This is a genomic window from Parabacteroides timonensis, from assembly GCF_900128505.1.
Lineage (GTDB): Bacteria > Bacteroidota > Bacteroidia > Bacteroidales > Tannerellaceae > Parabacteroides > Parabacteroides timonensis.
In genome coordinates this window covers 3,387,526-3,414,270 of record NZ_LT669941.1, presented here as the reverse complement: position 1 = coordinate 3,414,270, position 26,745 = coordinate 3,387,526, and the positions used below count along the sequence as shown (strand labels likewise).

Sequence of the window (26,745 nt, the reverse complement as noted above, 5' to 3'; positions counted from 1 at the left end):
TTATGAACAAGAATAAATTTGGGATTATAAGAAACGCGACAAAACTTCTATCTATTTCTGTTTTGTCAGGTTTGTTCCTTACGGGTTGTGTGGATATGGATTTGACTCCGAAGAACCAGCCGAGCGAGGGAGAAGTTTGGGCTGATGCCACGATGGCAGAACAAACTGTTACCGGTCTTTACAATGGGCTGAACCATTTATATAATGATAATTATAATATGTGGTTTGATTGTTTCTCCATGACTATGGATCGCGATGCCAACTGGCGTAATTTCGGTATGTTGTTTGGTAATCAGACTACTTCAGGCGACGGTCCAAGTTGGATTTGGCATGACAATTATAAATTCATCATCCGCTGTAACGATGTGATCGCCAATATACCGAATGTAGAAGGAATTACTGAAGCAAAAAAAGCACGTCTTGTTGCCGAAGCCAAATTCCTCCGGTGTTATTGGTACTATGAATTGAACTTGTTGTTTGGTGGTGTGCCTTACTATACTGATCCTATTAAAGATATTGATGAGGCCAAAGGAAGCCGTTTGTCCATGGTTGAAATCTGGAATCAATTGGTTGGTGATTTGACGGATTGTATTAATGAGTCTAATTTACCTAACAAATACAACAGTGGTGATTCAGACTATGGTCACATCACGAAAGGTGCCGCCTATGCGCTTAGGGGCAAGATCTATTTGTGGCTGGAAAATTGGTCAGCTGCTGAAGCCGACTTTAAGAAGGTCGGTGACTGCGGTTACAAGTTATTTACTGATGGTACTGATGCTTACAAAAAATTATTTAAAGAAGTCAACGAACAGTGCGACGAGATGATCTTTTCTGTCCAGTGTATAGAGGAAGATGGATATTGGAACTCTAAGAACCGTGGTTTCGGGAATCGGTGTACATATGGGGCTATGTGGAACAACTATCTGGTGAATCCGGATTTCGTCGATACCTATGAAACTGCTGACGGAAGCAAATTTGATTGGGAAGAAGTGATTCCTGATTATTACAAACTGACGGTCAACGAACGTCGTGTCTTTTTCTTGCGTGATAATTTGACGGAAGTTGAAATTACTAATGCTAAAGAGCAAGGTGCCAACATGGACTACTATCTGCCGAATGGTAATGAGGCTCGTATCCGTAAAGCTTATGACAACCGTGACCCGCGTCTGGAAATGAGTGTCATTACACCGTATGCGAAGTATCTGGGAGGTACGGGCGGTTCCGACAATTATTTTACGAACCGTTATCCGTATCGTAGTACCTGGATTGAAACGACGAATGCGGATGGTACGGTTACACGTGAACCGAACGATTTGCAAACTGATACACAGGCAATGTTCTATTATCTGAATCGTAAATTTGTAACGGAAGGAACCAGTGAAGGAAGTCAAAAGGGTACCGGGATCGATATGCCTAAGATTCGTTATGCTGATGTGCTGCTGAATTTAGCAGAAGCTTTGAACGAACAGGGAAAAACGACTGAAGCTGTTACAGTCGTGAATCAAGTACGTGCTCGTGCCGGTGCCCAGTTGCTCAATTCTAACACTGCAACAACTGTTACCGGACAAGATGATATGCGTGAACGTATCCGTAATGAACGTTACTGGGAATTGCTCGGTGAAGATTTGATTTACTTCGATGAACTTCGTTGGAAGATCTGGAAGGAAAGAAAATTCTTTACTTATGACGATGGCGGTACGCAGGTAGTGAACGGTTTGCGCCAGGTTTGGGGACAGGCTACTTACCACTATGCCTGGGGTGGTGATCAGTATTGGTTGTATCCGATCCCTTACAATGAAATCCAGATGAATCCGAATATTATACAGAATACGGGTTGGGAGTGATATTGTTCTATTATTCACATTTTGTGTCATAGGAAGTGCCGTCGACTCCATCTGAAGTCGGCGGTAGATTCCTCCAATAGTCACTAATTGTTGGAGGAAGTCTCTGACGATCCTTGAAAGGACTGTCGGGTTATCCATAAAACCGAGTAAAATTATTTTGTAATGAAAGTGAAAGATTCAATAGTGTTTTCAGGCCTTCTGTTTTTGGTTGCTTGTGGTGGAGGTGACAATTCTAAAAACCCGGAGAAACAGCCGATTCCGGAAGTTGATGATTCGCAGCTTGCCTATCATAATCCGGTGATAAAGATATCGCTACCGGATCCGACTGCTATCCGTACGGCAGATGGTTTTTATTATCTGTATGCAACTGAAGATATTCGTAATTTGCCGATTTTCCGCTCAAAAGATATGGTCGAGTGGGAGGAAGTCGGTGTAGCCTTTAACGATAAGACACGTCCGGATTTTCTTGCCGGTAACAAGGACAATAAGGATAATGTGCATGCTGCTATTTGGGCACCTGAGATCCGTTATATCAAAGGCAAATATGTCTTGTTCTATTCGTTGGCACAATGGGGAAACCATTGGGTCAGCACGGTCGGTTATGCTGTTTCGGATTCTCCTGAAGGACCTTTTGAAGTGAAGGGGAAAGTGTTCGACAGTCGTGAGGTTAATGTGGAGAATTCAATCGATCAGTTCTTCTATGAGGAAGGTGGCAAATATTATATGCTTTGGGGTAGCTTTTTCGGCATTTATATAATGGAGCTTGATGTGACGGACGATTTACAAATCACTCCGAAGTTCGATACCAAGCGACAGATTGCCGGAAGTGCCTATGAGGGTATTAATCTTTGGAAGCGCGACGGATATTATTATCTGTTCGGCTCTATAGGCTCTTGTTGTGAGGGTAAGAACAGTACCTACACTACGGTTGTTGCTCGTTCGAAAGAACTGTCCGGTCCGTATGTCAATAGGCAAGGAGAGAAGATGTTGGATAATAAGCATGAAGTCGTGCTCCGGAAAAATGATCGTTTTGTTGGGACCGGACATAATTCCATTCTCCTGGAAGACGATGAAAAGAACACCTGGATGCTCTATCATGCTTTCGAGCTGGAACGGCTGGATGCACAGCGACAGGTGTTACTGGATCGTGTTTTGTGGGATGAGGAGGGATGGCCTTATGTAGAGAAGCAAGAACCTTCTAACGGAGCATTCCGTCCGGTAATTGAATAATGTGAGTGTTTAACCTTATTATATATTTAGTCGATGAAAAAGAAATGGATTTTATTGTTGTTATCGCTTCCTCTTTTCGTATGTATGAATTGCAATGATGGGGAGGGGGATAAAAAGAATCAGATACCGCCGGAGGAAGAAAATCCGATAACCGTCCTTTCGACGACGGTTCCTTTGGCAGACCCGTATATTCTGGTTCATGACGGTCTTTATTATATATACGGGACAAATGTTGGAACCGGATTCGATGTGTATTATTCCAAGGATCTCGAGTTTTGGGAACGTGCTTCCGCTTTGTCTCTCAGTAATACGAACTCTTATGGTGAGTCTATGTTTTGGGCCCCGGAAGTTTATTATGTGGAAAAAGAGAAAAAGTTCTATATGTTTTATTCTTCTGAAGAACATATCTGTGTTGCTACGTCTGATTCTCCTTTAGGCCCGTTTAAACAAGACGAATATAAGCCGATTCGTGAAGAAAAGGGTATCGATACTTCGGTCTTTTTCGATGAAGACGGTAAAGCCTATCTCTATTTTGTTCGTTTCAATGATGGTAATGTTATTTGGTGTGCAGAGTTGAAAGAAAACTTGAAAGAGATAAAAGAAGAGACATTGACGCAATGTTTCAAAGCCGAGGAACCGTGGGAATTGATTCTGCCAAAAGTGGTGGAAGGCCCTTCTGTCTTTAAGCAAAACGGTGTTTATTATTTAGTGTATTCGGCGAATGGCTATACGAGCCAGGATTACGCAGTAGGTTTTGCTATCTCTGATTCTCCGTTCGGTCCATGGAAGAAATATGAAGGAAACCCTATTTTGCATAATTATGAAGGGTTGGTTGGTGTTGGTCATGGTGCTCCTTTCATTGATAAAGACGGCAAAATGCGTTATGTCTTCCATGCTCATAAGAGCGAGACGGAAATACATCCCCGTAATTCGTATGTTGTTGATATGTCTCTCAAAAACGGAGTCGTTTCGTTAGGAGGAAATCTTATCCGGCCTATGGTCGTCGATAAACTGCCAGCAGAAAAATAAGAGAGGATGATCAAAAATATTACATGTTAAAAAGGTAAATGGAAATAATCTGATAAAGTTTTCTGTTCGAGCTTTGTGAAGAATGAAGACAGGCAAAGTAAGCTCTGGTAATGTATATTACCGGAGCTTTTTGTTTATTGAAAATAGCCGATAAGAGTTTAATTCATGTTTTGGAACAAAAAATGATAGCTTTTGCCTATGTTTAGGAACAAAATTGTACTTTTGTGTGCTGCATTAATAAGTATAAAGATAATGGCCAACGATGAAATGAAACAAGCCTGGAAAATACCGGAGCCTACCCTCCGGAGACTGCCCTGGTATCTTGCCTTCCTAAAGCTCTTGAAAGGTAAGGGAGAGACGTTTGTATCATCTACCCAGATCGCAAAAGAGATTAATGTAGACCCCAGTCAGGTGGCAAAAGATCTCTCTTTTGTAAATATTTCCGGAAAGACCAGGGTTGGTTATGAGATTTGTACCCTTGTGGATGTGTTGGAAGACTTTTTAGGTTTTACTGCACAGCATAAGGCTTTTTTATTTGGTGTAGGTAGTTTGGGAGCTGCCCTGCTGCAAGACTCAGGATTGAACCAGTATGGACTCGAGATTGTAGCCGGTTTCGATGTACGCCGGGAACTGGCAGGTTCCGTGATCAATGGGATCCCGGTTTTTCACCTGGATGATTTCCCTACCAAACAAAAAGAATACGGTGCAACGATCGGTGTGATCACGGTTCCGGTAGATAAGGCACAGGAGGTTACCGAGCAGATCATTGCCGGAGGGATCAAAGCCCTGTGGAACTTTACCCCGTTCCGTATCCGTGTGCCGGAACACATTGTCGTACAGAATACTTCCATGTATGCCCATCTGGCTGTCATGTTTAATCGTTTGAACTCAATAAATCACTGAAATGAAGATCATAGCAGTAGGAATGAATTATGCAGAACACAATAAAGAGCTGCATCATTCGTTAGAATTATCGGAACCTACTATCTTTATGAAGTCCGATTCCTCCCTGTTGAAAGACGGGAAGCCGTTCTTTATCCCTGATTTTTCGTCGGAGATACATTACGAAACCGAGATTGTTGTAAAGATAGACCGGCTGGGTAAGAATATCGCCGAACGTTTTGCACATCGTTATTATAATGAAGTTACAGTCGGCATCGATTTTACCGCCCGTGACCTGCAAAAAGAACTGCGTGCGAAGGGATTACCTTGGGAGATCAGTAAAGCATTTGATAATTCGGCTGTGATCGGGACGTTTGTGCCATTGGATAAACTGGGGGATGTGAACCGTATCCCGTTTCATCTGGATATAAACGGACAGAAGGTGCAGGAGGGAAATACTTCGGATATGCTTTTCCCGGTAGACAAGGTTATCGCTTATGTTAGTCGTTTTTTTACCCTCAAGATAGGAGATCTGATATTTACAGGAACTCCGGCGGGAGTGGGACCTGTGAAGATCGATGACCATTTGCAGGGATATATCGGCGAACGTAAGTTGCTTGATTTTTACGTAAAATAGTTGGCAGAAGCAGTTGTGGATGACTTTAACTGTCACGTGTCAACTATCACTGTCAACTAAAAAAGGATTATGTTACGAATACTATATACATTAATAATAAGTATCTGTTTTCTTTCTTCTGTCCGGGCCGATGGAAGTATTTATGCTGCCAAGTCCGTTTTGTCATCCGGTAAATGGGTGAAAATACAGGTGGAAGAAGACGGTATCTATAAACTCTCCTATGCCGATTTACGTTCGATGGGATTTTCCGATCCGACAAAAGTTTCCGTACATGGATATGGAGGCTGGATACTGGATGAAGATTTCTCTAATCCTTATATCGATGATGTTCCGGCGGTAGCCACCTGGCGTGGCGATGATTATCTTTTGTTCTACGGACGTGGCGTGGTGAAATGGAGTTATGATACCGTTAACCAGTGTTTTGTCCATGTCAATAATCCTTACTCTCAGTATGGGTATTATTTTCTGACGGATGCTACCGCTACAAAAGAAATGGAATCTGTCGCTTCGGCTGCGGGTGCTTCTTTGAAAGTGACGACTTTTGATGATTACCGGTTGCATGAAAAAGATCTGGTCTCTGTTAATAACTCCGGACGTGAGTTGTTCGGAGAAGCAATGGATATGACCCTGTCGAGGGATTTTTCATTTAACAACATAACAGGAATCACCAACGACGACGGTAAAGTAACTCTCCGCTTTATCGCAAAGCCTATCAGCGGTACCGGAAATGTAACCCTGAGTGTGAATGGCAGTGAACTGATCTCGAGGACGATTAGTTACAGTTCTTCCAGCGATGAATATACCAAAGCGAACCTGGCGTATGAAGTGGCCGACTGGAAAGGTGATAAAAGTGCGAATGTCAAAGTCAATGTAAGATACGGGCAATATGGCCATAAAAATGTCTACCTCGATTATATTCGTTTGCAAATGAAACGGGAGTTGCAACCCTATGGTGCCTGTACGTTTTTCCGTAGTCTGGCTTCTGTCGGGAATCCTTCTCGTTTTGTTATTCAGAATGCCAATGCGAATACATTGGTTTTTGATGTAACGGATGCCGTGAATCCGAAACGGATGGAGACAGAACTGAGTGGAAGCGAATTATCTTTCTCTATTCCGGGAGGAACATTGAGGGAGTTTGCCTTGGTGCAACGGAATCAGTCACTCCCGTCTCCTAAAGTTGTAGGTGATGTAACGAATCAGGACCTGCACGCTTTACCGCAAACGGATATGATCATTATTGCACAGCCGGGATTAACGAGCCAAGCTGAACGTTTGGCGGAAGCTCACCGCGACCGTGACGGGCTGACGGTTCAGGTAGTTACCCCGGAAGTGATCTACAACGAATTCTCCAGTGGAACACCGGATGCTACGGCTTATCGTCGTTTCATGAAGATGTTTTACGATCGGCAAACTTCCGAAAGCGATGCTCCCAAATATCTTCTTCTTTTTGGTGACGGTGCGTTCGATAATCGTTTTTTAACGTCTAGCTGGCAAAATGTAACGACAAGTAATATGCTGTTGACTTACCAGACGGATGAATCGTTGGATGATAAATCGTATGTGATAGACGATTACTTCGGTTTTCTTGACGATAGTAATAATGGAAAAGGTCTGATAGCTTCGAAGATCGATATCGGTATCGGCCGTTTTCCTGTCCGGACTGTGACCGAGGCGACCAATATGGTCAACAAGGTGATCAATTATATGGATAATAATGAGACCGGATCATGGAAAAATAATGTCTGCTTTGTCGCTGACGACGGTAACAATGCCGATAGTTATATGATACAACATGCTGAACAGGCTGACCAACTGGGCGAGTATATAAACACCAGCCATCCGGAGTTCATGGTGAATAAGATTTATTTCGATTCTTATAAAAAAGATATTTCGGGAGGTTTGAGTACTTATCCGGCAGTGAAGACAGATATACAGAAATTGCTTAAGAGCGGTCAGTTGTTGATCAATTATACAGGGCATGGTAATACTGTTTCCTGGAGTGATGAACAAGTGCTGACGGAAAGTGATATTACCAAATCGACTTATCCCCGTTTGCCGATCTGGATTACTGCGACCTGCGATTTTTGTCGTTTCGATGCTCCGGTAACTTCTGCCGGTGAGCAGGTTTTCTTGAATAAGGTGAGTGGCGGTATCGGATTGTTCACTACTACCCGTGTAGCTTATTCCAGTCCAAACTTCTCAATTAACGATAACTTGATCCGTAATTTGTTTGAGAAAAAGAACGGACGCCGGTTGACCCTGGGGGAAGTGATGAAAGCGACTAAACGCGCATTGGGTTCCACTCGTTATAAATTGGGATTTGCTTTGATCGGTGACCCCGCTATGAAGTTGTGTTATCCGGAATATCGCATGAATGTGACGGCGATAAACGGGGAACCTGTAACCAGCGAACCTGTTACTTTTAAGGCATTGCAAAAAATAACCGTCGAAGGCGAGGTACTGAACCCGGATGGGAATGTGGCAACCGATTTCTCCGGCCTGTTGAATCCGACAGTTCTGGATAGCCGTGTCTCTTATGAAACATTGGACAATAACAATACAGGTAAAACTTTCAAATATACGGATTACTCGAACATACTTTTTATAGGTAACGACTCCGTTCGTTCGGGAAAGTTTAGTTTCACATTTACCGTTCCGAAGGATATCTCTTATTCGAATGAATTCGGAAAGATGAATCTTTATGCATCGGATGAAACGAGTAAAATAGAAGCCCAGGGTGCCTATTTGAATTATCGTGTCGGGGGAACGGACGATAATGCGGATGACGATAAGGATGGTCCGGAAATACGTACACTTTATCTGAATGACTCGACTTTTGTGAGTGGCGGACAGGTCAATACTACCCCCTTCTTTGTAGCCCGTCTTTGGGATAAGAGTGGTGTGAATATAACAGGTAGCAGTATCGGACATGACATGATGTTGATCATCGATGGTAATCCGGCTCTAAGTTATAATCTGAATAGTTACTATGAACTGGTAGCGGGAAGCGAAGGAGAGGGAATTGTCAAGTTCCTGATCCCGGCATTGACTCCGGGAATGCATAAGGCGGAGTTTAAGGTCTGGGATATACAGAATAACTCGACGACACAGGAATTTGAATTCGAGGTTGTGGAAGGTTTGAAACCCTATCTGCTGGAGCTGTCGGCAACTCCGGTCCCGGCTCGTGAGCAAGTGACATTCCATCTGTTCCATAACCGTCCGGAAAGTCAGTTGACCGTCGGGATTATGGTGTACGATATGGTTGGGCGCTTGCAGTGGAGACATGAAGAAACAGGTTCGTCCGAACTCTTTAAATCGTATACGGTGACGTGGGATCTGACCAATAACAGGGGAGGACGGCTTCGTCCCGGCGTTTATATATATCGTGCAGCGATCAGTTCCGGCGGGTCTAAGGAGGCGACGGAAGCAAAGAAATTAATAATCCTCGCACAATAAAGTAAAACAAAATCAGTTTATATGTTCGTAAGGTAGGTTTGTTACTTGCCGCGTATTTAACAGGAATATAGTATGATAAAGAATTCAAGAATTAGTACAACACTTATAGTCGTATTCAGTTTACTGACCGTATTTACTACGTGGGCGGAAGATAATGGAAAAAGCAAATTTGCTCCGGTCAATACAGCAGTACCTTCTCTTTCTATTGCTCCCGATGCTCGTGCCGGTGCGATGGGGGATAATGGAGCGTCTACTACTCCGGATATAAACTCACAATACTGGAACCCAGCCAAGTATGCTTTTATGTACAGCAAGGCTGGTGTGTCTTTGTCATATACTCCCTGGTTGCGCAAATTGGTTAATGACGTGGCTTTGGCTAATCTTTCCGGTTATTATAAGATCGGTGATAGTGATTTGCAGGCAATCGGTGCTTCCCTGCGTTATTTCTCTTTAGGTGATATTAATACTGGTAATGAAACCAGTTCGGATGGAAGCGGCGGTTATACGGTAAGTCCTTATGAAATGGCATTCGACGTCAGTTACAGCCGTAAATTGTCCGAATCTTATTCTATGGCCGTAGCTATGCGTTATATTCGTTCGGATATGGGACAGGATGCGCAGGATGAACATCGCGTTCCCGGTAATGCTTTCGCAGCCGATATTGCCGGTTACCTGGAAAAGTATGTGGTTCTGGGGCAGGCAGAGGCTTTGTGGAGCTTAGGGTTTAATGTGTCTAATATCGGTACCAAAATATCTTATAATGGTGGTAATACTAATGAGTTTTTACCTACAACTCTTCGTTTGGGAACAGGTTTGCTTTATCCGATCGATGATTTTAACCGGATTGGTTTATATCTTGATTTGAGTAAGTACTTGGTGCCTAGTTTACCTTATCTGACTGAGGGAGCAACTGACGAAGAGCGTGCGGAATATGATAAAAAGAAACTGGAATATAATGATGTATCCGGTATCTCCGGTATCTTCAAATCTTTTGGAGACTCACCCGATGGTTTCAAAGGCGAATTGCAGGAAGTGATGGTTTCGATCGGTGCTGAATATAGCTATAACGATCAGTTTTTCCTGCGTGGAGGTTATTTCTATGAGAATGCCAACAAAGGTAATCGTCAGTATTTCTCTGTTGGAGCCGGTTTCCGTATGAGTGTATTCCAGTTGGATGCAGCTTACCTGGTAAGTACGGTTCAGAGTAACCCGTTAGACCAGACGTTGCGTTTTACCTTGTCGTTCGATATGGACGGAATCAAAAACTTGTTCAGATAAACAGCTATGAAGATACGGGTAGGATTTGGGTATGACGTGCATGCATTGGTTCCCGATCGCGAACTGTGGATGGGAGGCATACGTATTGAACATACATTAGGTCTGTTAGGCCATAGTGATGCCGATGTGTTGATACATGCTATTTGTGATGCACTGCTGGGTGCAGCGAATATGCGTGATATCGGTTATCATTTTCCGGATACAGCCGGAGAATATAAGAATATAGACAGCAAGATCTTATTGCGCGACACCATGAAGCTGTTGCGTGATGCTGGTTACGAACTGGGTAATATCGATGCGACTATTGCGGCAGAACGTCCGAAGCTGAACCCTCATATTCCTGCCATGAAGCAGACACTGGCCGAAGTAATGCAAGTGGACGAGGAGGATATTTCCATAAAAGCAACAACGACAGAAAAACTCGGCTTTACAGGTCGTCAGGAGGGTATTGCGGCCTATGCTACTGTTCTGATACAGAAGTGATATATTCCTCATGATGAACTTCGCAGGGAATGGTAAACCAGAAAGTAGTGCCTTTCCCTTCTTCCGATTCTACACCTATCTCCCCGTTCAGGCGATTTACGATTGTCTGACAGATTGATAATCCTAATCCGGTTCCCTGGATAAACAAGTCGAATTTAGCAAAGCGCTCGAATACATGTGGAATGTTTTCCCGGGCAATTCCTTTCCCTGTATCGGATACGTAAAAGCGTAATCCTCCCTCGATTTCCTCGTACCCCATACGGATAGAACCTTCGAAGGTGAATTTGCAGGCATTGGTCAGAAAGTTGGTCATGACCTGCGTTAACCGGATCTTTTCCGAATGGATAAAACAGGGCTTTTCCGGGAGGATGCATTCCAGTGTAACCCCTTCTTTTGTCCGTGTCTGGTGTGTCTGTGCCAGCATCGAGAAGAGAGAAGATACATCGATGTTTGAAAAGCTGAACTCTAGTTGTCCTGCTTCGATCTTTGACAGGTCGAGAATATCGTTGATCAGTTGCAGTAGCAATTCGTTGTTTGTCTCGATGATCTTACAGAACTCGAGTGCATCTTCCGGGCTTTCGGAGTGAGCGATAAGATTGGAGAAACCGACAATAGCATTCAAGGGAGTACGGATCTCGTGACTCATATTTGCCAGGAACGCCGATTTCAGGCGGTTGGCCTCTTCTGCTTTTTCTTTTTCCCGGCGCTCTTCATCCTGTTTTAACTTTTGCATATAAAGACGAAAGCGTAGTACTGCGATCATACTCAGCAGGCCGATGATTGCAAGGGCACTAATAAAGTGTATCTGATATTTTTGAAAGAAAGTAGGAGGCTGCTGGTAGTAAACTGCATTCTGAGGGAAACGGACAGGGGGAATACCATTCCTGAACAGATGCTGGTAATTGAGATATGTCTGTGGAGACCCTCCAATATGAGAATGAATATCCCGGGCTGGTTTCCCATCCAGTATAAGACTGATGGTCGATACGACAGACGTGCTGAAATCCTTTACAGATATATAATGTCCGCCGGCAAAATTCCCCGATTCTGGATTCAGGTCTGTTAGTATATAAATCGGGGAATTGGAAAAGCTGTTTATTATTTTTTGAACGTTATCCCTTAGATACTGGTTTTCACCGTTTTCCTTTGAAAGGAACCATGAGTAATAGATTATTCCGGTTTCTTTGCCATAAATAGAAAGTGTTTCCAGCAATGTTTCGGTTAAGATGGACGGGCTGGAGAGTATTCCCAGTTGTAAATCAGGGAAATGAGTTTTCATTGTATCGGAAAGCTCTTGCTCTGCACAGATACTGATATAACGTTCGTCGCGAATAAATACGATCTTTTTTAATTCGGGCTGAAGTTGTTTTATGAGTTGTATGGTTTCTTCTGTATAAAGCGGTTGTGTTATGGTAGTTACATTATATTTCTTAATGAGCTCTTCGGTGGGAACCATATTCTTTGTGTCCTGGATGTCCCTCTGAAGTAAGTATTCTATCTTCGATGGGGATAATTTACGTGAGTAGCAAATAACAGCCGGAACCTCTTTCCATTCGTTGTCGAACAGAGGTCGGCAGATCAGCCATGCAGGATCGCCTATGCATACGATCGCCTTGGGAGGTAGTGGATATTTATCTTTTAATTCAGCTATTTTGTCGTAAACTTCTGTAATATTTCTCATGGCAGGTATCTGTAATTCTTCCCCTTCTACCATCAGGCCATCTTTTGAAAAGGTATCCCGGATGGTTTCATACGTCTCTTGTGTCCAGGTTTCATTAAAGTTGATGGAGTGTAGGATCAGGATGTAGTTATCCTTGTCTTGCATTTGGGCATACAAGATCCTGTTCGTAAATAACAGCAGGAAGAATATGAAGATTGTCTTTTTCATATATGCATGATTGTTAAAGCCGAGTAATTATGAAATTCAGAGCTTGTAGGACAAAGGTATGCATTCTGTCCCGTTATTTTGCTTATCCCGCTGTTAATTTGTAGTTTTGAACCGGATAAAAGAATGAATTATGAAAAATAATGACTGGAAAGATCGTTTGGGAGTCATGTATTCGACAAACCCGGACTTTCAATATAATACGGGAGACGAGGCGGAAGAAGATACGCAACCCAAAGAAAAACAACAATTGCGTATATCTCTGGATAAACGCAACCGGGGTGGAAAAGCTGTTACGTTGATTACCGGATTTCGTGGAACGACAGACGACCTGGAGGCTTTAGGCAAGTTCCTGAAAGTAAAATGCGGTGTGGGTGGTTCCGCCAAGGATGGAGAGATCATCGTACAGGGAGATCTTCGTCAGAAGGTGCTTGAGATACTTCAAAAAGAAGGTTATACAAAAAGTAGGATTATATAAGCCCTGCCATCTAAATAATAAAACTATGCTGACTGTCTACAGAGCCTCTGCCGGGGCAGGTAAAACCCACAAGCTGACGGGTGAATATCTGAATTTGTTATTCACCGGTACGGGTGCGTATCGCCGTATCCTGGCCGTGACATTTACCAATAAGGCAACCGATGAGATGAAAGGCCGTATCGTGGAGGAGTTGTATAATCTCTCGTCCGGCCGGAAGTCCGATTATGTCGGTTCCTTGAAGTCTGCTTATTCGCTGACGGAAGAGCAGGTTCGTAAACAGGCAGGCAAGATATTAAGAGATATTCTTCACGATTACTCCTCTTTCAATATCAGTACGATCGACCGGTTCTTCCAGCAGACCATGCGCGCTTTTACCCGCGAGATCGGTTTGCAGGGCGGTTACGGTATCGAGATGGATCAGGAACTGGTGTTGACTTCCGCGATCGATAATCTATTGGCCGATCTGGAGAAGCCCGAAAGTAAAGAACTCCTGGGCTGGTTGCTCCGTTTTGCCGAAGATAAGATCGAGAACGGAGGCGAATGGAACCTGCGCAAAGATATCATGTCTTTGAGTCGTGAAGTCTTTAAAGAAAGCTATAAGGCTTCCAGTGATGAAGTCGCCAAAGATATCCAGGATAAGGAAGCACTGGAGAACTATAAGAATGAATTGTTCGGCATTATCCGTTCGGTAGAAGCCGAGGCCAAACGTTTGGGTGAAAGGGGCTTGCAGATACTCAATAAATATGCCCTCCGTACGACTGACTTTAAAGGAGGCAGTCGTTCCCCGCTTACCTTGCTCGAGCGGCTCGAACGGGGAGAAATGAAAGATCCTTCCGCTACGTTTATCAGCCTGGCCGATAACCTGGAGGGGTGTTTCACCAAGACCACTCCGCAGGGTGCCCGCCAGATCATCGGATGTGCTTTCGAAGACGGGTTGAATGACTGCATCAAGAATATAGTCGCTTTATTCTCCAACCTGACGGCCTATAATACGGCCCGCGAAATAGTCCGTTATTACTATACCCTCGGGATTCTGACCGATGTCTCCCGTCAGATAGCCTCTTACCGTGAGGAAAAGAATGTCATGCTGATCGCCGATACCACCGAATTGCTAAACAAAGTGATCGGTGGAAGTAATGCCCCGTTTATCTACGAGAAAACCGGTACGCATGTAGATCATTATATGATCGACGAGTTTCAGGATACCAGCGGCATGCAATGGAACAATTTCCGTCCGTTGATAGAAGAAAGCCTGGCACACGACCGGGCCAACCTGATCGTAGGTGACGTGAAGCAGAGTATCTACCGTTTCCGTAACTCCGACTGGAAACTATTGGACGAACAGGTACAAACCGATTTCTCCGCCGAAGAAGTAACGGAAGAAACACTGAAGGAGAACTGGCGTAGTTGCCGGAATATCGTGGAGTTCAATAACACTTTCTTTACTTCTATTCCTGCCCTGTTGCAGACAGTGTATAATGAAACGCTGTTGACTTCTTCGCTGAGTGAAAAGCAACGCGCCTCTTTCCTTACCAAGATCATGTCTGCTTATGATAAGAGTTACCAACAGGTGCCCCCTCCTTTTCAGCAGAAGGACGGACATGTCAGAATCGAATTCTTGTCGGGTGATGAGGAGAAGGACTGGAAAGAAGAAGCACTCGACCGCTTGCCCCAGGTCGTTGAACAGTTACAGGACAACGGTTATGCATTGAAGGATATAGCAATCCTGGTGCGGACCAATATGGAGGGAGCTATGGTGGCAGATAAGTTACTTTCCTACAAAGAAGAAAACCCTTCCGACCGTTATAATTATGATATTATCTCCGATGAAGCCCTGTTTGTCAGCGGATCGCCTGCCGTAAGGTTTATGATCGCCCTGTTGCGCTATCTGAAGAACCCCGAAGACAAGATCAACGAACAAACAGCCTTGTATTCTTACCGGATATTAAAGGATGAACCGGCAGCAACGGACTGTCCGGATATCTGTTCCGTAGAAACGACCGGACTGGCTTTCCCGTCGGAGATCGCTTCCGAACTGCAAGCGCTTTCCCGCCAGTCGTTGTATGAAATATCGGAAGGACTCTTCCGGCTTTTCTCCGGTCACTTCCAGGATAATGAACAAGTCTTTGTACAGGCTTTTCTTGATATGGTATCCGAATATACCCAAAAAGAAAGTGCCGACCTGAGCCGTTTCCTGAAATGGTGGGATGATGCAGGCTATCGTAAGACGATTGCCACGCCCGACGCACAGAATGCGATCCGTATCCTTACCGTCCATAAATCGAAAGGGTTGGGCTTTAAGGTCGTTGTCATACCTTTCGGCGATTGGGAGATCGACCATAAACCGTCGAAACCCGTTATCCTTTGGTGCAAGCCGGATACAAAACCGTTCGATCGCTTACATTTGGTTCCGGTGCGTTACAGCCAGTCGTTGGGGAATACCATCTTTGCAGAAGACTATTTCCGTGAACGGTTGCACGCCTTTATCGATAACCTGAATACTTTGTATGTGGCCTTTACACGCTCGAAAGAAGAACTGATCGTCTTTGCCCCGCGTCCTAAGAAGATAAAAGAAGAGACTGGAGAGGTTGAGAAGATATCGTCTGTCGCCGATGCGCTTTGGGGTGCATTGCACTGGAAAGTAACGGATACCAAGCAAGGAGAGTCTTTAATACCTTTGTCCCCCTCTTTCGATACAAAAGCCGGACTTTTTGAACTAGGAAGCTGGTGGCATCCGTCAGTTGCAAAGACGGACGACTCATCCCCGGAAGAAGTAGAAATGATCCGTATCAACTCCATCTCTCCCGACGACCGCCTTCAACTCCGTTTGCATGGAAAAGGCTTTTTCTTTGATAATGAGAAACGGAAACATGGCGCGTTGATGCATGAAGTGTTGAGTCAGATACGGACATGTGCAGATATAGGATCGGCCGTAGAGAGTTACCGTCTGGCCGGAGTGATCAATAAAAGTGAAGCTGAAACATTGATTCTCCGTTTAGAGGAATTGCTCAAAACAACGGAAGTCCTTCCCTGGTATGACGGAACAGCCCGTGTACTCAATGAAGTGGATATCCTTTTCGGAAAAGGACTGTCGAAACGTCCTGACCGGGTAATGATCACGGCCGATAAAGTGGTGGTGGTCGACTATAAGTTCGGGGATATCCAGGATAAGAGACACCATAGCCAGGTAAAGAATTATATGAAGCTGATCCGCCAGATGGGCTACACAAAAGTGGAAGGTTTTCTCTGGTATGTTGAACAGGGCAGGATTTTGTTAATTGACAATTGATAATTGACAATTGGGCTTCGCGTTCGGAATTAGAAAAAGGTGAACCTAAATAACCGACCTCGTAGGGGTGGGTTCCAAACCCGCCCAATATCAACAGGATGTAATCATTGTCACAACGGGCAGGTTTGGAACCTGCCCCTACGGTCGAACCTGCCTGTTCCATTATGACGGCACCTGTAAGGGCGGTTCGCGAACCGCCCCTACCAACGACACTACATTCAAAACTGTCAAAAGGTGAAACCTTTTTCAGATGATAAATGCAGATATTTGTTCGTAATTATGTTACAATTCATTTATCTGTCAACTGTCATCTGTCAATTGTCAACTGAATTGTTTTGTTATTCCACAAAAATGAATACTTTTGCAGATTGTAATAAAAATGCAGTTTTAGGAAAAGAATGAAAGTACATAAAGAAGGAACAGGTCTACTACTTACGTTATTTACGGTGTTGTTTATCGTGAATGTCGCAATATACCATACCATCAGCAAGGAGGCGTTGTTCTATTCTGTTGCATCGGTATCGACCATTCTCTTTCTATTGGTACTGAATTTTTTCCGTAGTCCGTTCCGTAGGTTCCCTTACGACTCCGAAGGACTGGTGATTGCCCCTGCCGATGGTACGATCGTTGCCATTGAAGAGGTGATGGAGAATGAGATCCTTCACCGGAAGTGTTTGCAGATATCTATCTTTATGTCTGTGTTCAATGTACATGCCAACTGGTTTCCGGTAAACGGGACAGTGAAACATGTTTCTCATAATAACGGACGGTTCATGGCTGCCTATCTGCCCAAGAGCAGTACCGAAAACGAGCGTTCTGCTGTTGTTATCACTACCAAGAATGGAACGGATGTATTAGCCCGCCAGATTGCAGGTGCACTTGCACGACGCATTGTTACCTATGCGAAGGTAGGAGAGAAATGTCATGTTGATGAACAAATGGGTTTTATCAAATTCGGGTCGCGTGTAGATGTCTATTTACCTGTCGGGACTGAAGTTCTGATCGAGATGGATCAGAAGGTTACCGGTAATCAGACTCCGATTGCACGTTTGAGCAAATGCCCGTGCGAATAAGGTCCTGAAAATATACGAAACAATGAATATCAGAAAACATATTCCTAACTCAATTACTTGTTTGAGTCTTATTTCCGGCTGTATAGCCAGTGTAATGGCGTTGCAGGGAAATCTGCTGTGGGCAGCTATATGGATCATTATCGCTGCCGTGTTCGACTTCCTGGACGGGTTTGCCGCCCGTTTGCTGAAAGCTTATTCCCCGATGGGGAAAGAGCTCGACTCCCTTTCGGATATGGTTAGCTTTGGTGTTGCTCCCGGGATGATCGTATTCTGGATGCTGAGCCAGGCCTGTCTTCCATTGGGAGAGATAGGACGTTACATCCCTTACCTGGCTTTTGTGATCCCGGCTTTCTCGGGTTTGCGTCTGGCCAAATTTAATATCGACGAACGGCAGACAACTTCCTTTATCGGTATGCCGGTTCCGGCACATGCGTTGTTCTGGGCCTCGGTCGGATATTCATTGTCTCCTTTGAGCCAGGCTAATAATGTCCTGTTCATTGTGATTACATTGGTGGTGGCGTTGGCTACCTCTTTATTGCTTGTGTCTGAGATTCCCATGTTCTCGTTAAAGATCAAGTCGGTTGGCTGGAAAGGTAATGAAAGACGCTATATCTTAGTCGTTTGTGCAGTCTTGTTCGTTGCCTTCTTCGGTATGCTTGGTATAGCCGGAACGATTCTTCTCTATATCCTCTTGTCTATTTTTAACAAAAGACACTAAACAAGAGGTTTGGTCTATGTGTTTCTCTTATAAACCAACTAAGTAACGAATATTATGTTTAAGTTTTTGTTTGTAATGTTTTTCTTCTTCATCCTGTTAGTTTTTCTGATGGGCTTCTCTATTCTGCGCACATTTAAAAATATGTTGTTCGGTAGTGGAAGCAGCAGCGGAAAGAAGGGAGAGCAACGTCGTCAGACAAGCAGTTACTCTGGCGGGCAACAGCACTCGCATGCTGCTGAGGATGATTATGCTTCTGCAAACCGTAAGAAGATCTTTGCCAAAGACGAAGGCGAGTATGTCGACTTCGAAGAGGTAAAATAGTTATATGCAAACAGTATCCCGCGCTTTTGACGTGGGATTTTTGTTTTTATCTTCTTTGCCGGAAGAATTTCTGCATCTCTTCCGCACATTCCTTTTCCATCACTCCCCTTTTTACAACGGCCTTCGGATGGAATGCTTTCGGGGCATATTCCTGGTATCCTCTCTTTTCGTCGCTGGCACCGTATACAATCGTACTTAGTTGTGACCAGCCGATTGCTCCTGCACACATGATACAAGGTTCTACTGTCACATACAAGCTGCAACCGGTCAGGTATTTCGCTCCCAATACACCTACGGCAGCAGTAATTGCAAGCATTTCCGCATGAGCCGTCGGATCGTTCAACCGTTCCGTCTGGTTATGGGCACGGGCAATGATCTGGTTGTTACATACAACTACCGCCCCTACGGGCACTTCCCCTTCGGCCGCGGCAGCACGTGCTTCCACCAGGGCCTGTTTCATAAAATATTCGTCGTTAAATGGATTCATCGTCTCATTTCGTTTTCCTTGAAGAGCGTAGGATAGTCCTCTTCCAGCGTCTTGAGTATGTGTGAAAGGATGGTTTCCCGATACCACCGGGATTTGTTTTCTATGTTATATCTGGCCAGATAGCGGTCGACAGCCTTCTGCTCTTCTTCATTAAGCATAAAAGTAACCTTATATACCCGCGGACGGTTGGGTTGTGGAGCTGAATATTTCCGTTTCTGTGCCATAATGTGCAAATGTACAAGCGAAAGCGCAAATAAAAAAGAAAAACAGTATATTTGTGCAAATTAATAAGATGGCTGAAGGAAACGACTTAGGAAAAGACGGGGAAGCTGCAGCACGCGACTTTTTGATTCATCAGGGCTATACGGTTCTGCATTCGAACTGGCACTGGCATCATTACGAATTGGATATTGTTGCCCTGAAAGACAGCGAGATAATCGTCGTCGAGGTAAAGACCCGTTCGGAAGACTTTCTTATCTCGCCCGAAGAGGCTGTCGACGATAAGAAAATAAGGCGGATCGTAGCCGCAGCAGATGCTTATGTCCGTTATTTCGATCTCGACTATCCGGTTCGCTTCGATATTATAACGCTCATAAAGGGCCGGGAAGGCTATAAGATCGAACATCTGGATGATGCTTTCTACGCTCCTTGCAGATAATAAAACAAAGAAAAGTATGAATATAGAAGAAGCCCGCGAATATTGCCTGTCGTTGAGAAACGTTACGGAAAGTTTTCCGTTTGACGATGTCTCTCTGGTCTTTAAGGTGGAGAACAAGATGTTTGCTCTTCTGGCATTAGATGCGGAAGAACCATATATCGCTTTGAAATGCAGTACTGATTATACGGAAGAACTGCGTGAACGTTATACCGCAGTGGAACCGGCTTATCATTTCCATAAAAAGTATTGGAACGGTGTTTATCTGGAACGCGATATGCCGGCCGAAGAGGTCTGCCGTTGGATTCATCATTCCTATCGTGAAGTAATAGCCAAACTGCCAAAAAAGATAAGGGAAACATACGATGAATGAAGAAAACGAAACGCCGCGCTTTATCCGCCTGAACGAAACGAGCTCTACGAATAACTATCTCCGTGGGCTGGTAGGTAAAGAATCGCTACCGGAAGGAAGCGTCGTTGTTACCGAGTTTCAGACAGCCGGACGTGGACAGGTAGGCAACTCATGGGAGTCGGAAGAGGGTAAAAACTTGATGTTCAGTGTAATCTTTTATCCGGATTTCCTTCCGGCCAACCGTCAGTTCCTGATTTCCCAGATAGCTGCGCTCAGCGTAAAAGAGACGCTTGATCAGTATATCGACGATGTAACGGTGAAATGGCCGAATGATATCTACTGGAAAGACCGGAAGATATGCGGCATGCTGATAGAGAACGACCTGACGGGGCATTCGCTCTATTGTTCAGTGATCGGTATCGGTATCAATATAAACCAGCGGGAGTTCCTGAGTAATGCTCCCAATCCGGTTTCATTGTTCCAGATCACCGGTCGGGAATATGACCGGGAAGAACTGTTGAACAGTTTCCTGAAACGTCTTTACGACCGTTATCTCGGCCTGATCCTGGAGAAGGAGGAAGAGATACGGAATAGCTATATGGCTGCCCTTTATCGTGGAGAGGGCTTTTATCCGTACCGTGATGAGCAGGGAGTTTTCCAGGCACGTATCCAGGGCATAGAGCCGACCGGTCATCTGATCCTCGAACTGAATGACGGGGAAGTGAGGCGGTATGCGTTTAAGGAAGTATCGGTAGTCGACAATAATTCAATCTAAATACTATGGCAATGAAGCGATTATTAAAAAGTGTATTCCTCTTGTTTCTGTTATCCATGTTTATATCTCCGATATTGGAAGCCCAGACTTATGAACGAGACTGGCGTACCGATCGTCAGAAGATAAAGATCATTTCTTACAACATTATGGATGGCTTCAGCAACGGCACCGATCAGGATCGTATCGCCCGTTTCACCGCCTGGGTAAAAGAGCAATCGCCCGATGTATTGGCACTGAACGAACTTTGTGGCTTCACCGAAGCTAAGTTGAAAGAACTGGCTGCCGGATATGGTCACCCGTATGCCGCTATCGTGAAGGAGAACGGTTATCCGGTCGGTCTTACTTCCAAAACGCCTATCAAGGTAATCGACCGGAAAATAGATGGATACGGACATGGCTTGTTACATTGTAAAGTGCTCGACATGGACTTTCTGGTAACGCACCTAAATCCTTCCGATCGTCTGAAACGTAAACAGGAAGCGGATAATATTGTAAACTATATACATAGTAACCAGCTGACCAGTTGCTTGTTGATGGGTGATATGAATGCCCATTCTCCTTTCGATGCTTCCTGGACAGACGAGCATCTGGAGAATTATGCAGTTATATCGACTTTTATGGCTGCATCATTGCATGATATCTGCTATATGTTTACCCCCGATAGTCAGCGTTATTCATTCCCGACCCGTATCCTGGCCAGTTCTCCGAAAGGAGAAGCCTTGCGTCGTCAGCAGGAACGGATCGATTTTATCTTTGTTACCGATAGCCTTCGCCCTAACTGTGTAGATGCTCAAATCTATAACGGCCCCGATAACGATTACCTTTCCGATCATTACCCGGTTGGCATCAGTATGTTTATTCCGAAAGAATAGCCGGAAGATTCTTTTTTGTATTTATGGCGTCAATGGCTGTAAATATGGACTGTATCCGTTGAATATAAATACTTATGAAGGTGACGCCGTACCAACAGTACGGCGTCACCTTTCTTTTTTTACCCTATTTAAAATATCAGCGTTACAGTTAAGCAATTTCATCACTATCTTTAAACCTCATATTCAGCATGATTAAATATTTTTCTCCTGTACTTTAAATAAGTAATATATACTTTACAAATATGTAAGGCAAGCCTTGCTTTTTTGAAAGGCTTGCCTTGCATATCTGTATCCACCGCCTTACATATTTAAAATAGCGGACAAATCCCATAAATTGTCGTATACTTTAGGCTTAGTCTTCCTGATGAAAATCTTTAATTATGCCGATGATCTGAAAAAGAGCTCCAAAAAGTAGTGGGTGACGCTGGATTTAAAGGTGGCGTCATCTGTAAAGTGTAGATATATAGTTTGTTATGGGTGTAAGGGCGCCTTTGACGCCAAATTGAAAGAAAATTATATTTATAAAAGGTACGCGCGTACATTAATATATATAATAGCTATATTTCTAGGAGTGATTTATTGCATTAAATGCTATGAAAAATAAGAGAAGAATGTCTTATTATGACTGACTAGAAAAAACGACCGTTTATTCTCGTCAACAAAAGTACTTATAACTTTTGAAATCACAATCCTTTTTCAAAGAAAAATATCATTAGTATCTCCTTTCTTATCAATAGAATAGCAAAACAAGTACGAAATTCTATGTTTTGACTACGAACAGACATCCCCCTCAAAAGCATGACTAGAATAAACGGTCGTTTTTTCTAGTCACTCGAATTGGACTAGAGTATGTAAATGATTGAACAAGAACTATTTCATTAACACTATTATTAATATTAAAATTTAGATTTATGAACAAAAAGTTTTCTACTTTGGTAGCCGGCGTCCTGCTGGCGACAAGTGTTGGAACTGTAAATGCTGCTCCTAGCTATGCTAAGTATGTTGCTCCAGCAACACCTACTTATGCACAGGCAATTAAAGCTGGTACTTATTATCAGTTGAAGACTGCTACTGCTAAAGAAGTGATAGCTATGGTTCCGATAAACAATGGTGCTGCCTATCAACTACAGGCTGTGGCTACAGACAATGTAGTGGATGCTCGTTTCACTTTATGGACTATTGATGTACAGGGTAACGCTACAGATGGTTATCGTTATGCATTTGTTAACTTGGGAACGAGAACAGCTTTGGCTGTTGATCCGTCTACTGCTTTAAAAGCATTAAATACTTCTGCTGATGCTACAAACATTGGTGGAGATGTGGCTTTGTGGAAATGGCATGATGCTCCGGATCCTGTAAAAGGTTTTGGAAATCTCACTACTAAAGAAGTTGCATTAACCTCTGTATTTGGGGCGAAGAATGACTCAGTTGTTACTTTGGTAAAAGGAAGCTCTAGTGTATATGCATTGAAATATGCATTGAATAATCCTGTGGCAAGCCTGTCAAATAGCCAATTAAAAATTGTTCCTGTTGATCCTCAGGCAATTGTTTTAGGTGTAGATGATCTGAACTCTATGCTTTGGGCTAATACAGAAACTGGAAAATTGAAATTGACATTCGATAAAGATGTTGAAGGTGGTAATCCTGCTGCAATAAACTTGTTTACTAAACAAGAATATAAAGCTGTTGAACCGGTAGGTTTCCCTGCTAATTATACAGTAGCTGGTAAATCTGGATATGCAGCTTATCCGGACGCAGATGCAGAACTTACAACTAAGTATGTAACTTTGGGAACAGCCGAATTCGACTATAAGGAAAAAGCTGCAATTGAAGCATTTGCTACAGCTATAAAAGCTGTGATGGATACGGATGATGACTATGATACCTATCATGCTGCTGTATGGGCTGCTTATTTAGGTATTGGAAGTCAAGTCACAAATGTTGATAATGCAACAAAAGATGAAATTGCTGAAAAAGTAAACAAAACTACTTTGGCTCAGGTTAAAACAGCTGGTACAACAGGCAATGTAACGGGACTTGATAAAGTTAATGACGAAACCTTGACTGATGTTTTAGCAAGTGTTCAGGCAGCGGTTAACACTTTGGTTTATAATTTCCCTGGTGTTGAATATGGTAAATCTAAAGCTGTGCAAGGTTTTGCTCATGCTGTTGCAACAGTAGAAGCAATGGTAAAAGCCAATGAAGGCTATGCTGATAAATTGAAAGAATATACCAAAGCAAAAACTGATACTAAGGAAGTTTTAGATAAAGCAGAAGCTGATGCGAAATCTACATTTGTGAAGAATTCAAATGCTAAGGGTTGGGTCTCTTTATGTGCTAACAGTGATAAACAGAATGAAGATCCTACTTATTTAGCTGTTGATACTTCTTTCTTAACAAGTAAAGCCGGTGACAAACATCTTGCATTTGCTATCAAAAAATTTGTAGACAAGAATGTTCATCCAAATAATGAAGCATTAGATCGTACTCGTTTGGATCTTAATGGACGTTTCAATTTCCAGTTTGTATGGTATCCAGCATCTGATTCTATTGTTATTCGTACTGCGGGTTTTGCTAAGAAAGCTGATAAAACTCCATATTGGTCTATGATGAATACGGTAGATAATCCGACAGATCTTGGCATGTGGAGAGCTAATGAAGCTGCAAAAGAAACAAACAACAATGGAACACTTGTTCCTATTACTGCAAGTAACTTGCCATTCGAACAGAACCTAATCAAAATTGCAGTTTTGGCTGATAATCACCGTGAAGTAACAGTTGGTAGCTCTGAATATACATCTGTAGATAACAATCCTGTTTCTACTATTAATACAAAGATTACTATCAATGGTTCTTCTAAATATGCGAAGACAACTTTACCTTCAGGTGTTTATTTCTTCAACTTGGCTTCTAACGTGAAGAAAGTTCAGAATGGTAAATATTTGGTTGCAGACTTCTGTGGCACTAATTTGGAATATGCTTCTGAAGAACAATCTCAGCTTTATGGACAGGCTCAGGACTTCGGCCATATGCCACGTACGCAGTGGGTTGTTGAACAGAACCCTGGTTTGCCGGGTGAACAGACTGTAAACATTTACAACCGTGAATTCCCTGCAAAGAGTGTAAAAAATGTTCAGTTGTATAAAGGTGCTGACGCAAGCCAGATCTTTGCGCAGGTAGGTATGTTTGGCTATGTTTCTACAGATACTTTGGCTTGGGTTAAGGCTGAAGTTAAGAAACCGCTTGCTGGTATTCTTACAAACAAATATCTGGGTTATGCTTCTGTAACTGAAGATGCATTGTCAAAGATTGCTTTCAATATGGACTATTTCAATGGTATCCAGGTTGGTAATTTTGTAAATGTAAATACAACAGCTGTTGATACAACTGTTTATGTAGACCTGAAAGGTGAAAAAGTAACAGTTGAATTGGATACAGTTAAACCGCTTTATGATGTTAAGTATGGTTATGTAGGTTCTGTTGCACCTCAGTTGTATAAGAAAGCATATCGTATCCGTGTATATGATAGCTCTAAACTGGGTAATAATAACAAGTTTGTTGTTGAAGATCCGAATAACGAAAATACATATGCTATCTCTGCTGATAAATCAAAGGCTGCTGAATTCTATCTGAAAGAAAACAACCAGTTGATCTCAGAAGAAGGTGATACTACTTGCTATTATGCATTGATTAGTGCAAATAAGAAAGAAGATCCGACTCGTGTAGGTGTACGTGATGCATCTATGAAGTTCTCTATCGAAGGTCAGTGCAGCGAAGAACGTGTTGCTACATTCGCTTTGAAAGAAAGTACAACTCCTCTGTATCGTCGTCTGGGTGTTTCTAATCCTGAAGATGGTCTGAAAGATATGGATGTTAACAAGTATGCTAAGATCTACAGAGTAAACAGCACAGCTAAAGAATATCTGTATGAAGATGCTCACAGCATTTATTCTAAAGATAAAGGAATCAACTTCCTGGGCGTAGAAGGTAAGGGTGACAATAAACTGTCAGCTCTGTATGTTGATACTGCTTATGTACGTAATGAGACTAAGATGCCTCAGTATATGTTTGCTGTAGACGTAACAGAAGTTCCTGCTGGTATGTTGTGTCCTGATAATCCAGAACATAATACAGATGAATATATCGCTAACCACGGAGATTGCGGTCACAAAGTTCCTTCTCAGGGTTATAAGATCGGTCGTTATTTAGTTAATGCACAGGATTCTGTACAGTTGGCTGCTAACGGTAAGGATTATATCTGGAATGAAAAGTATACTCGCCTGTCATTCACATGGGCAAAACATATCGGTGATACTTTGATCGTAATGCGTCACGGTAAAGATATGAACCTGGCTGAATATGCAGTTGCTTCAGACTCTATCTTCCTGGGTGACAACAAGCACAATATGTCTACATGGACTTTGGATGCTGATCCTAGCAAGAACACTAAGGGTGATTCTATCAATGCTGCTCACGAATATGGTATCAAGAATGCAGTATTCGCATTGCGTCTGGTTGATGATAAACCTGCTTGTGACTTCCTGATTGAATCAGTTGGTGACAAACCTATTCCTACAGATGGTAAGGGTGGTTGGATTAAGATCCAGAATGGTGTTCCTGTAATTGCAAAAGCTGCAAACTACAACGAAGCTATCCTCGATACTGAAATCTTCAACATCGAACCGACTGAAGAAGTAGCAACATCTAACGATGCTATCACTGCTGGTGAAGTTTCTGTAGTTGCCGGTAACGGTAAAGTGACTATCAAGGGTGCTGCAGGTAAGACTGTTACAATCAGCAACATCTTAGGTCAGGCTATTGCTAACACAGTTCTTTCTTCTGACAATGCAGAAATCGCTGCTCCTGCTGGTGTAGTTGTAGTTGCTATCGAAGGCGAAGCTGCTGTTAAAGCAATCGTTAAATAAGAAATAATGAAATAATTCTAAAATTACCGCTACGCGGTTGTCAGGTATAGACGTTGCTTGCAGCGTCTATACTTCA

At 43.1% G+C, this 26,745-nt stretch carries 21 protein-coding genes; 18 read left to right on the top strand and 3 right to left on the bottom strand.

Annotated features, from left to right (window positions below; all coding sequences use genetic code 11):
* Window positions 1–2: 2 nt before the first annotated feature.
* The 8 genes from BQ7394_RS21385 to ispF all read left to right on the top strand — a co-directional run bounded on the left by BQ7394_RS21385 (window position 3) and on the right by ispF (window position 10,839).
* Window positions 3–1,844 carry a RagB/SusD family nutrient uptake outer membrane protein gene (locus BQ7394_RS21385; RefSeq protein WP_075559264.1) on the top strand — a complete coding sequence of 614 codons (1,842 nt, stop codon included), beginning with the start codon at window positions 3–5 and terminating at the stop codon, window positions 1,842–1,844.
* A 168-nt stretch (window positions 1,845–2,012) separates the two neighbouring features.
* On the top strand, window positions 2,013–3,074 hold the full coding sequence (locus tag BQ7394_RS21380; RefSeq protein WP_075560155.1) for a family 43 glycosylhydrolase: 1,062 nt from the start codon (window positions 2,013–2,015) through the stop codon (window positions 3,072–3,074).
* 33 nt (window positions 3,075–3,107) lie between these two features.
* Window positions 3,108–4,103 carry a glycoside hydrolase family 43 protein gene (locus BQ7394_RS21375; protein WP_235848792.1) on the top strand — a complete coding sequence of 332 codons (996 nt, stop codon included), beginning with the start codon at window positions 3,108–3,110 and terminating at the stop codon, window positions 4,101–4,103.
* Window positions 4,104–4,355: 252 nt separating this feature from the next.
* A complete protein-coding gene (locus BQ7394_RS21370) occupies window positions 4,356–5,006 on the top strand; it encodes a redox-sensing transcriptional repressor Rex (protein WP_075559263.1) in 651 nt (216 codons plus the stop codon).
* Between the two features lies 1 nt (window position 5,007).
* On the top strand, window positions 5,008–5,622 hold the full coding sequence (locus BQ7394_RS21365) for a fumarylacetoacetate hydrolase family protein (RefSeq protein WP_075559262.1): 615 nt from the start codon (window positions 5,008–5,010) through the stop codon (window positions 5,620–5,622).
* 69 nt (window positions 5,623–5,691) lie between these two features.
* Window positions 5,692–9,078 (top strand): type IX secretion system sortase PorU, encoded by a 3,387-nt coding sequence (gene porU / locus BQ7394_RS21360; protein WP_075559261.1) that lies wholly within the window; start codon window positions 5,692–5,694, stop codon window positions 9,076–9,078.
* 72 nt (window positions 9,079–9,150) lie between these two features.
* Window positions 9,151–10,356 carry a type IX secretion system outer membrane channel protein PorV gene (porV, locus tag BQ7394_RS21355; RefSeq protein ID WP_075559260.1) on the top strand — a complete coding sequence of 402 codons (1,206 nt, stop codon included), beginning with the start codon at window positions 9,151–9,153 and terminating at the stop codon, window positions 10,354–10,356.
* A 6-nt stretch (window positions 10,357–10,362) separates the two neighbouring features.
* The gene (gene ispF, locus BQ7394_RS21350; protein WP_075559259.1) at window positions 10,363–10,839 is read left to right on the top strand and encodes a 2-C-methyl-D-erythritol 2,4-cyclodiphosphate synthase; all 477 of its coding nucleotides are present in this window, start codon (window positions 10,363–10,365) and stop codon (window positions 10,837–10,839) included.
* Here ispF and BQ7394_RS21345 read toward each other — a convergent pair.
* Entirely contained in the window at window positions 10,817–12,727 is a 1,911-nt protein-coding gene (locus BQ7394_RS21345) for a sensor histidine kinase (RefSeq protein ID WP_075559258.1), read from the bottom strand. The genes ispF and BQ7394_RS21345 overlap by 23 nt on opposite strands.
* Window positions 12,728–12,857: 130 nt before the next feature.
* Between BQ7394_RS21345 and BQ7394_RS21340 the strand changes: the two genes are divergently transcribed.
* From BQ7394_RS21340 to BQ7394_RS21320, 5 genes are all read left to right on the top strand, one after another.
* Window positions 12,858–13,202 (top strand): translation initiation factor, encoded by a 345-nt coding sequence (locus BQ7394_RS21340; RefSeq protein WP_075559257.1) that lies wholly within the window; start codon window positions 12,858–12,860, stop codon window positions 13,200–13,202.
* 25 nt (window positions 13,203–13,227) lie between these two features.
* A complete protein-coding gene (locus BQ7394_RS21335; protein WP_075559256.1) occupies window positions 13,228–16,491 on the top strand; it encodes a UvrD-helicase domain-containing protein in 3,264 nt (1,087 codons plus the stop codon).
* A gap of 398 nt (window positions 16,492–16,889) precedes the next feature.
* The gene (locus tag BQ7394_RS21330) at window positions 16,890–17,564 is read left to right on the top strand and encodes a phosphatidylserine decarboxylase family protein (protein ID WP_075559255.1); all 675 of its coding nucleotides are present in this window, start codon (window positions 16,890–16,892) and stop codon (window positions 17,562–17,564) included.
* Window positions 17,565–17,586: 22 nt separating this feature from the next.
* A complete protein-coding gene (gene pssA / locus BQ7394_RS21325; protein ID WP_075559254.1) occupies window positions 17,587–18,282 on the top strand; it encodes a CDP-diacylglycerol--serine O-phosphatidyltransferase in 696 nt (231 codons plus the stop codon).
* 54 nt (window positions 18,283–18,336) lie between these two features.
* Window positions 18,337–18,603 (top strand): DUF4834 family protein, encoded by a 267-nt coding sequence (locus BQ7394_RS21320; protein WP_075559253.1) that lies wholly within the window; start codon window positions 18,337–18,339, stop codon window positions 18,601–18,603.
* A 46-nt stretch (window positions 18,604–18,649) separates the two neighbouring features.
* Here BQ7394_RS21320 and BQ7394_RS21315 read toward each other — a convergent pair whose 3' ends face one another.
* Window positions 18,650–19,090, bottom strand: coding sequence for a nucleoside deaminase (locus tag BQ7394_RS21315; RefSeq protein WP_075559252.1), 441 nt, complete (start codon window positions 19,088–19,090; stop codon window positions 18,650–18,652).
* Window positions 19,087–19,314, bottom strand: coding sequence for a hypothetical protein (locus tag BQ7394_RS21310; protein WP_075559251.1), 228 nt, complete (start codon window positions 19,312–19,314; stop codon window positions 19,087–19,089). Before BQ7394_RS21310 ends, BQ7394_RS21315 begins: the two co-directional genes overlap by 4 nt.
* Before the next feature lie 68 nt (window positions 19,315–19,382).
* On the opposite strand from BQ7394_RS21310, the gene BQ7394_RS21305 reads away from it, so the two are divergent.
* From BQ7394_RS21305 to BQ7394_RS21285, 5 genes are all read left to right on the top strand, one after another.
* Complete coding sequence (locus BQ7394_RS21305) at window positions 19,383–19,748, top strand: YraN family protein (protein ID WP_075559250.1); 366 nt, start codon at window positions 19,383–19,385, stop codon at window positions 19,746–19,748.
* Between the two features lie 16 nt (window positions 19,749–19,764).
* On the top strand, window positions 19,765–20,118 hold the full coding sequence (locus BQ7394_RS21300; protein WP_075559249.1) for an MmcQ/YjbR family DNA-binding protein: 354 nt from the start codon (window positions 19,765–19,767) through the stop codon (window positions 20,116–20,118).
* On the top strand, window positions 20,111–20,872 hold the full coding sequence (locus BQ7394_RS21295) for a biotin--[acetyl-CoA-carboxylase] ligase (RefSeq protein ID WP_075559248.1): 762 nt from the start codon (window positions 20,111–20,113) through the stop codon (window positions 20,870–20,872). Before BQ7394_RS21300 ends, BQ7394_RS21295 begins: the two co-directional genes overlap by 8 nt.
* Window positions 20,873–20,883: 11 nt before the next feature.
* Entirely contained in the window at window positions 20,884–21,744 is an 861-nt protein-coding gene (locus BQ7394_RS21290; protein ID WP_075560153.1) for an endonuclease/exonuclease/phosphatase family protein, read from the top strand.
* A 911-nt stretch (window positions 21,745–22,655) separates the two neighbouring features.
* Window positions 22,656–26,669, top strand: a complete 4,014-nt coding sequence (locus BQ7394_RS21285; protein ID WP_075559247.1) for a DUF6383 domain-containing protein — start codon at window positions 22,656–22,658, stop codon at window positions 26,667–26,669.
* The last annotated feature ends 76 nt before the right edge of the window (window positions 26,670–26,745 follow it).

Excerpts from the sequence above, each read along its gene's own strand:
- BQ7394_RS21310 (WP_075559251.1), bottom strand. The coding sequence starts at position 19,314 with ATGGCACAGAAACGGAAATATTCAGCTCCACAACCCAACCGTCCGCGG.
- BQ7394_RS21305 (WP_075559250.1), top strand. The coding sequence starts at position 19,383 with ATGGCTGAAGGAAACGACTTAGGAAAAGACGGGGAAGCTGCAGCACGC.
- BQ7394_RS21330 (WP_075559255.1), top strand. The coding sequence starts at position 16,890 with ATGAAAGTACATAAAGAAGGAACAGGTCTACTACTTACGTTATTTACG.
- BQ7394_RS21295 (WP_075559248.1), top strand. The coding sequence starts at position 20,111 with ATGAATGAAGAAAACGAAACGCCGCGCTTTATCCGCCTGAACGAAACG.
- BQ7394_RS21290 (WP_075560153.1), top strand. The coding sequence starts at position 20,884 with ATGAAGCGATTATTAAAAAGTGTATTCCTCTTGTTTCTGTTATCCATG.
- ispF (WP_075559259.1), top strand. The coding sequence starts at position 10,363 with ATGAAGATACGGGTAGGATTTGGGTATGACGTGCATGCATTGGTTCCC.
- BQ7394_RS21285 (WP_075559247.1), top strand. The coding sequence starts at position 22,656 with ATGAACAAAAAGTTTTCTACTTTGGTAGCCGGCGTCCTGCTGGCGACA.
- BQ7394_RS21335 (WP_075559256.1), top strand. The coding sequence starts at position 13,228 with ATGCTGACTGTCTACAGAGCCTCTGCCGGGGCAGGTAAAACCCACAAG.
- BQ7394_RS21320 (WP_075559253.1), top strand. The coding sequence starts at position 18,337 with ATGTTTAAGTTTTTGTTTGTAATGTTTTTCTTCTTCATCCTGTTAGTT.
- BQ7394_RS21340 (WP_075559257.1), top strand. The coding sequence starts at position 12,858 with ATGAAAAATAATGACTGGAAAGATCGTTTGGGAGTCATGTATTCGACA.
- BQ7394_RS21300 (WP_075559249.1), top strand. The coding sequence starts at position 19,765 with ATGAATATAGAAGAAGCCCGCGAATATTGCCTGTCGTTGAGAAACGTT.
- pssA (WP_075559254.1), top strand. The coding sequence starts at position 17,587 with ATGAATATCAGAAAACATATTCCTAACTCAATTACTTGTTTGAGTCTT.
- BQ7394_RS21370 (WP_075559263.1), top strand. The coding sequence starts at position 4,356 with ATGGCCAACGATGAAATGAAACAAGCCTGGAAAATACCGGAGCCTACC.
- BQ7394_RS21385 (WP_075559264.1), top strand. The coding sequence starts at position 3 with ATGAACAAGAATAAATTTGGGATTATAAGAAACGCGACAAAACTTCTA.
- porV (WP_075559260.1), top strand. The coding sequence starts at position 9,151 with ATGATAAAGAATTCAAGAATTAGTACAACACTTATAGTCGTATTCAGT.
- BQ7394_RS21315 (WP_075559252.1), bottom strand. The coding sequence starts at position 19,090 with ATGAATCCATTTAACGACGAATATTTTATGAAACAGGCCCTGGTGGAA.
- BQ7394_RS21375 (WP_235848792.1), top strand. The coding sequence starts at position 3,108 with ATGAAAAAGAAATGGATTTTATTGTTGTTATCGCTTCCTCTTTTCGTA.
- BQ7394_RS21365 (WP_075559262.1), top strand. The coding sequence starts at position 5,008 with ATGAAGATCATAGCAGTAGGAATGAATTATGCAGAACACAATAAAGAG.
- BQ7394_RS21345 (WP_075559258.1), bottom strand. The coding sequence starts at position 12,727 with ATGAAAAAGACAATCTTCATATTCTTCCTGCTGTTATTTACGAACAGG.
- porU (WP_075559261.1), top strand. The coding sequence starts at position 5,692 with ATGTTACGAATACTATATACATTAATAATAAGTATCTGTTTTCTTTCT.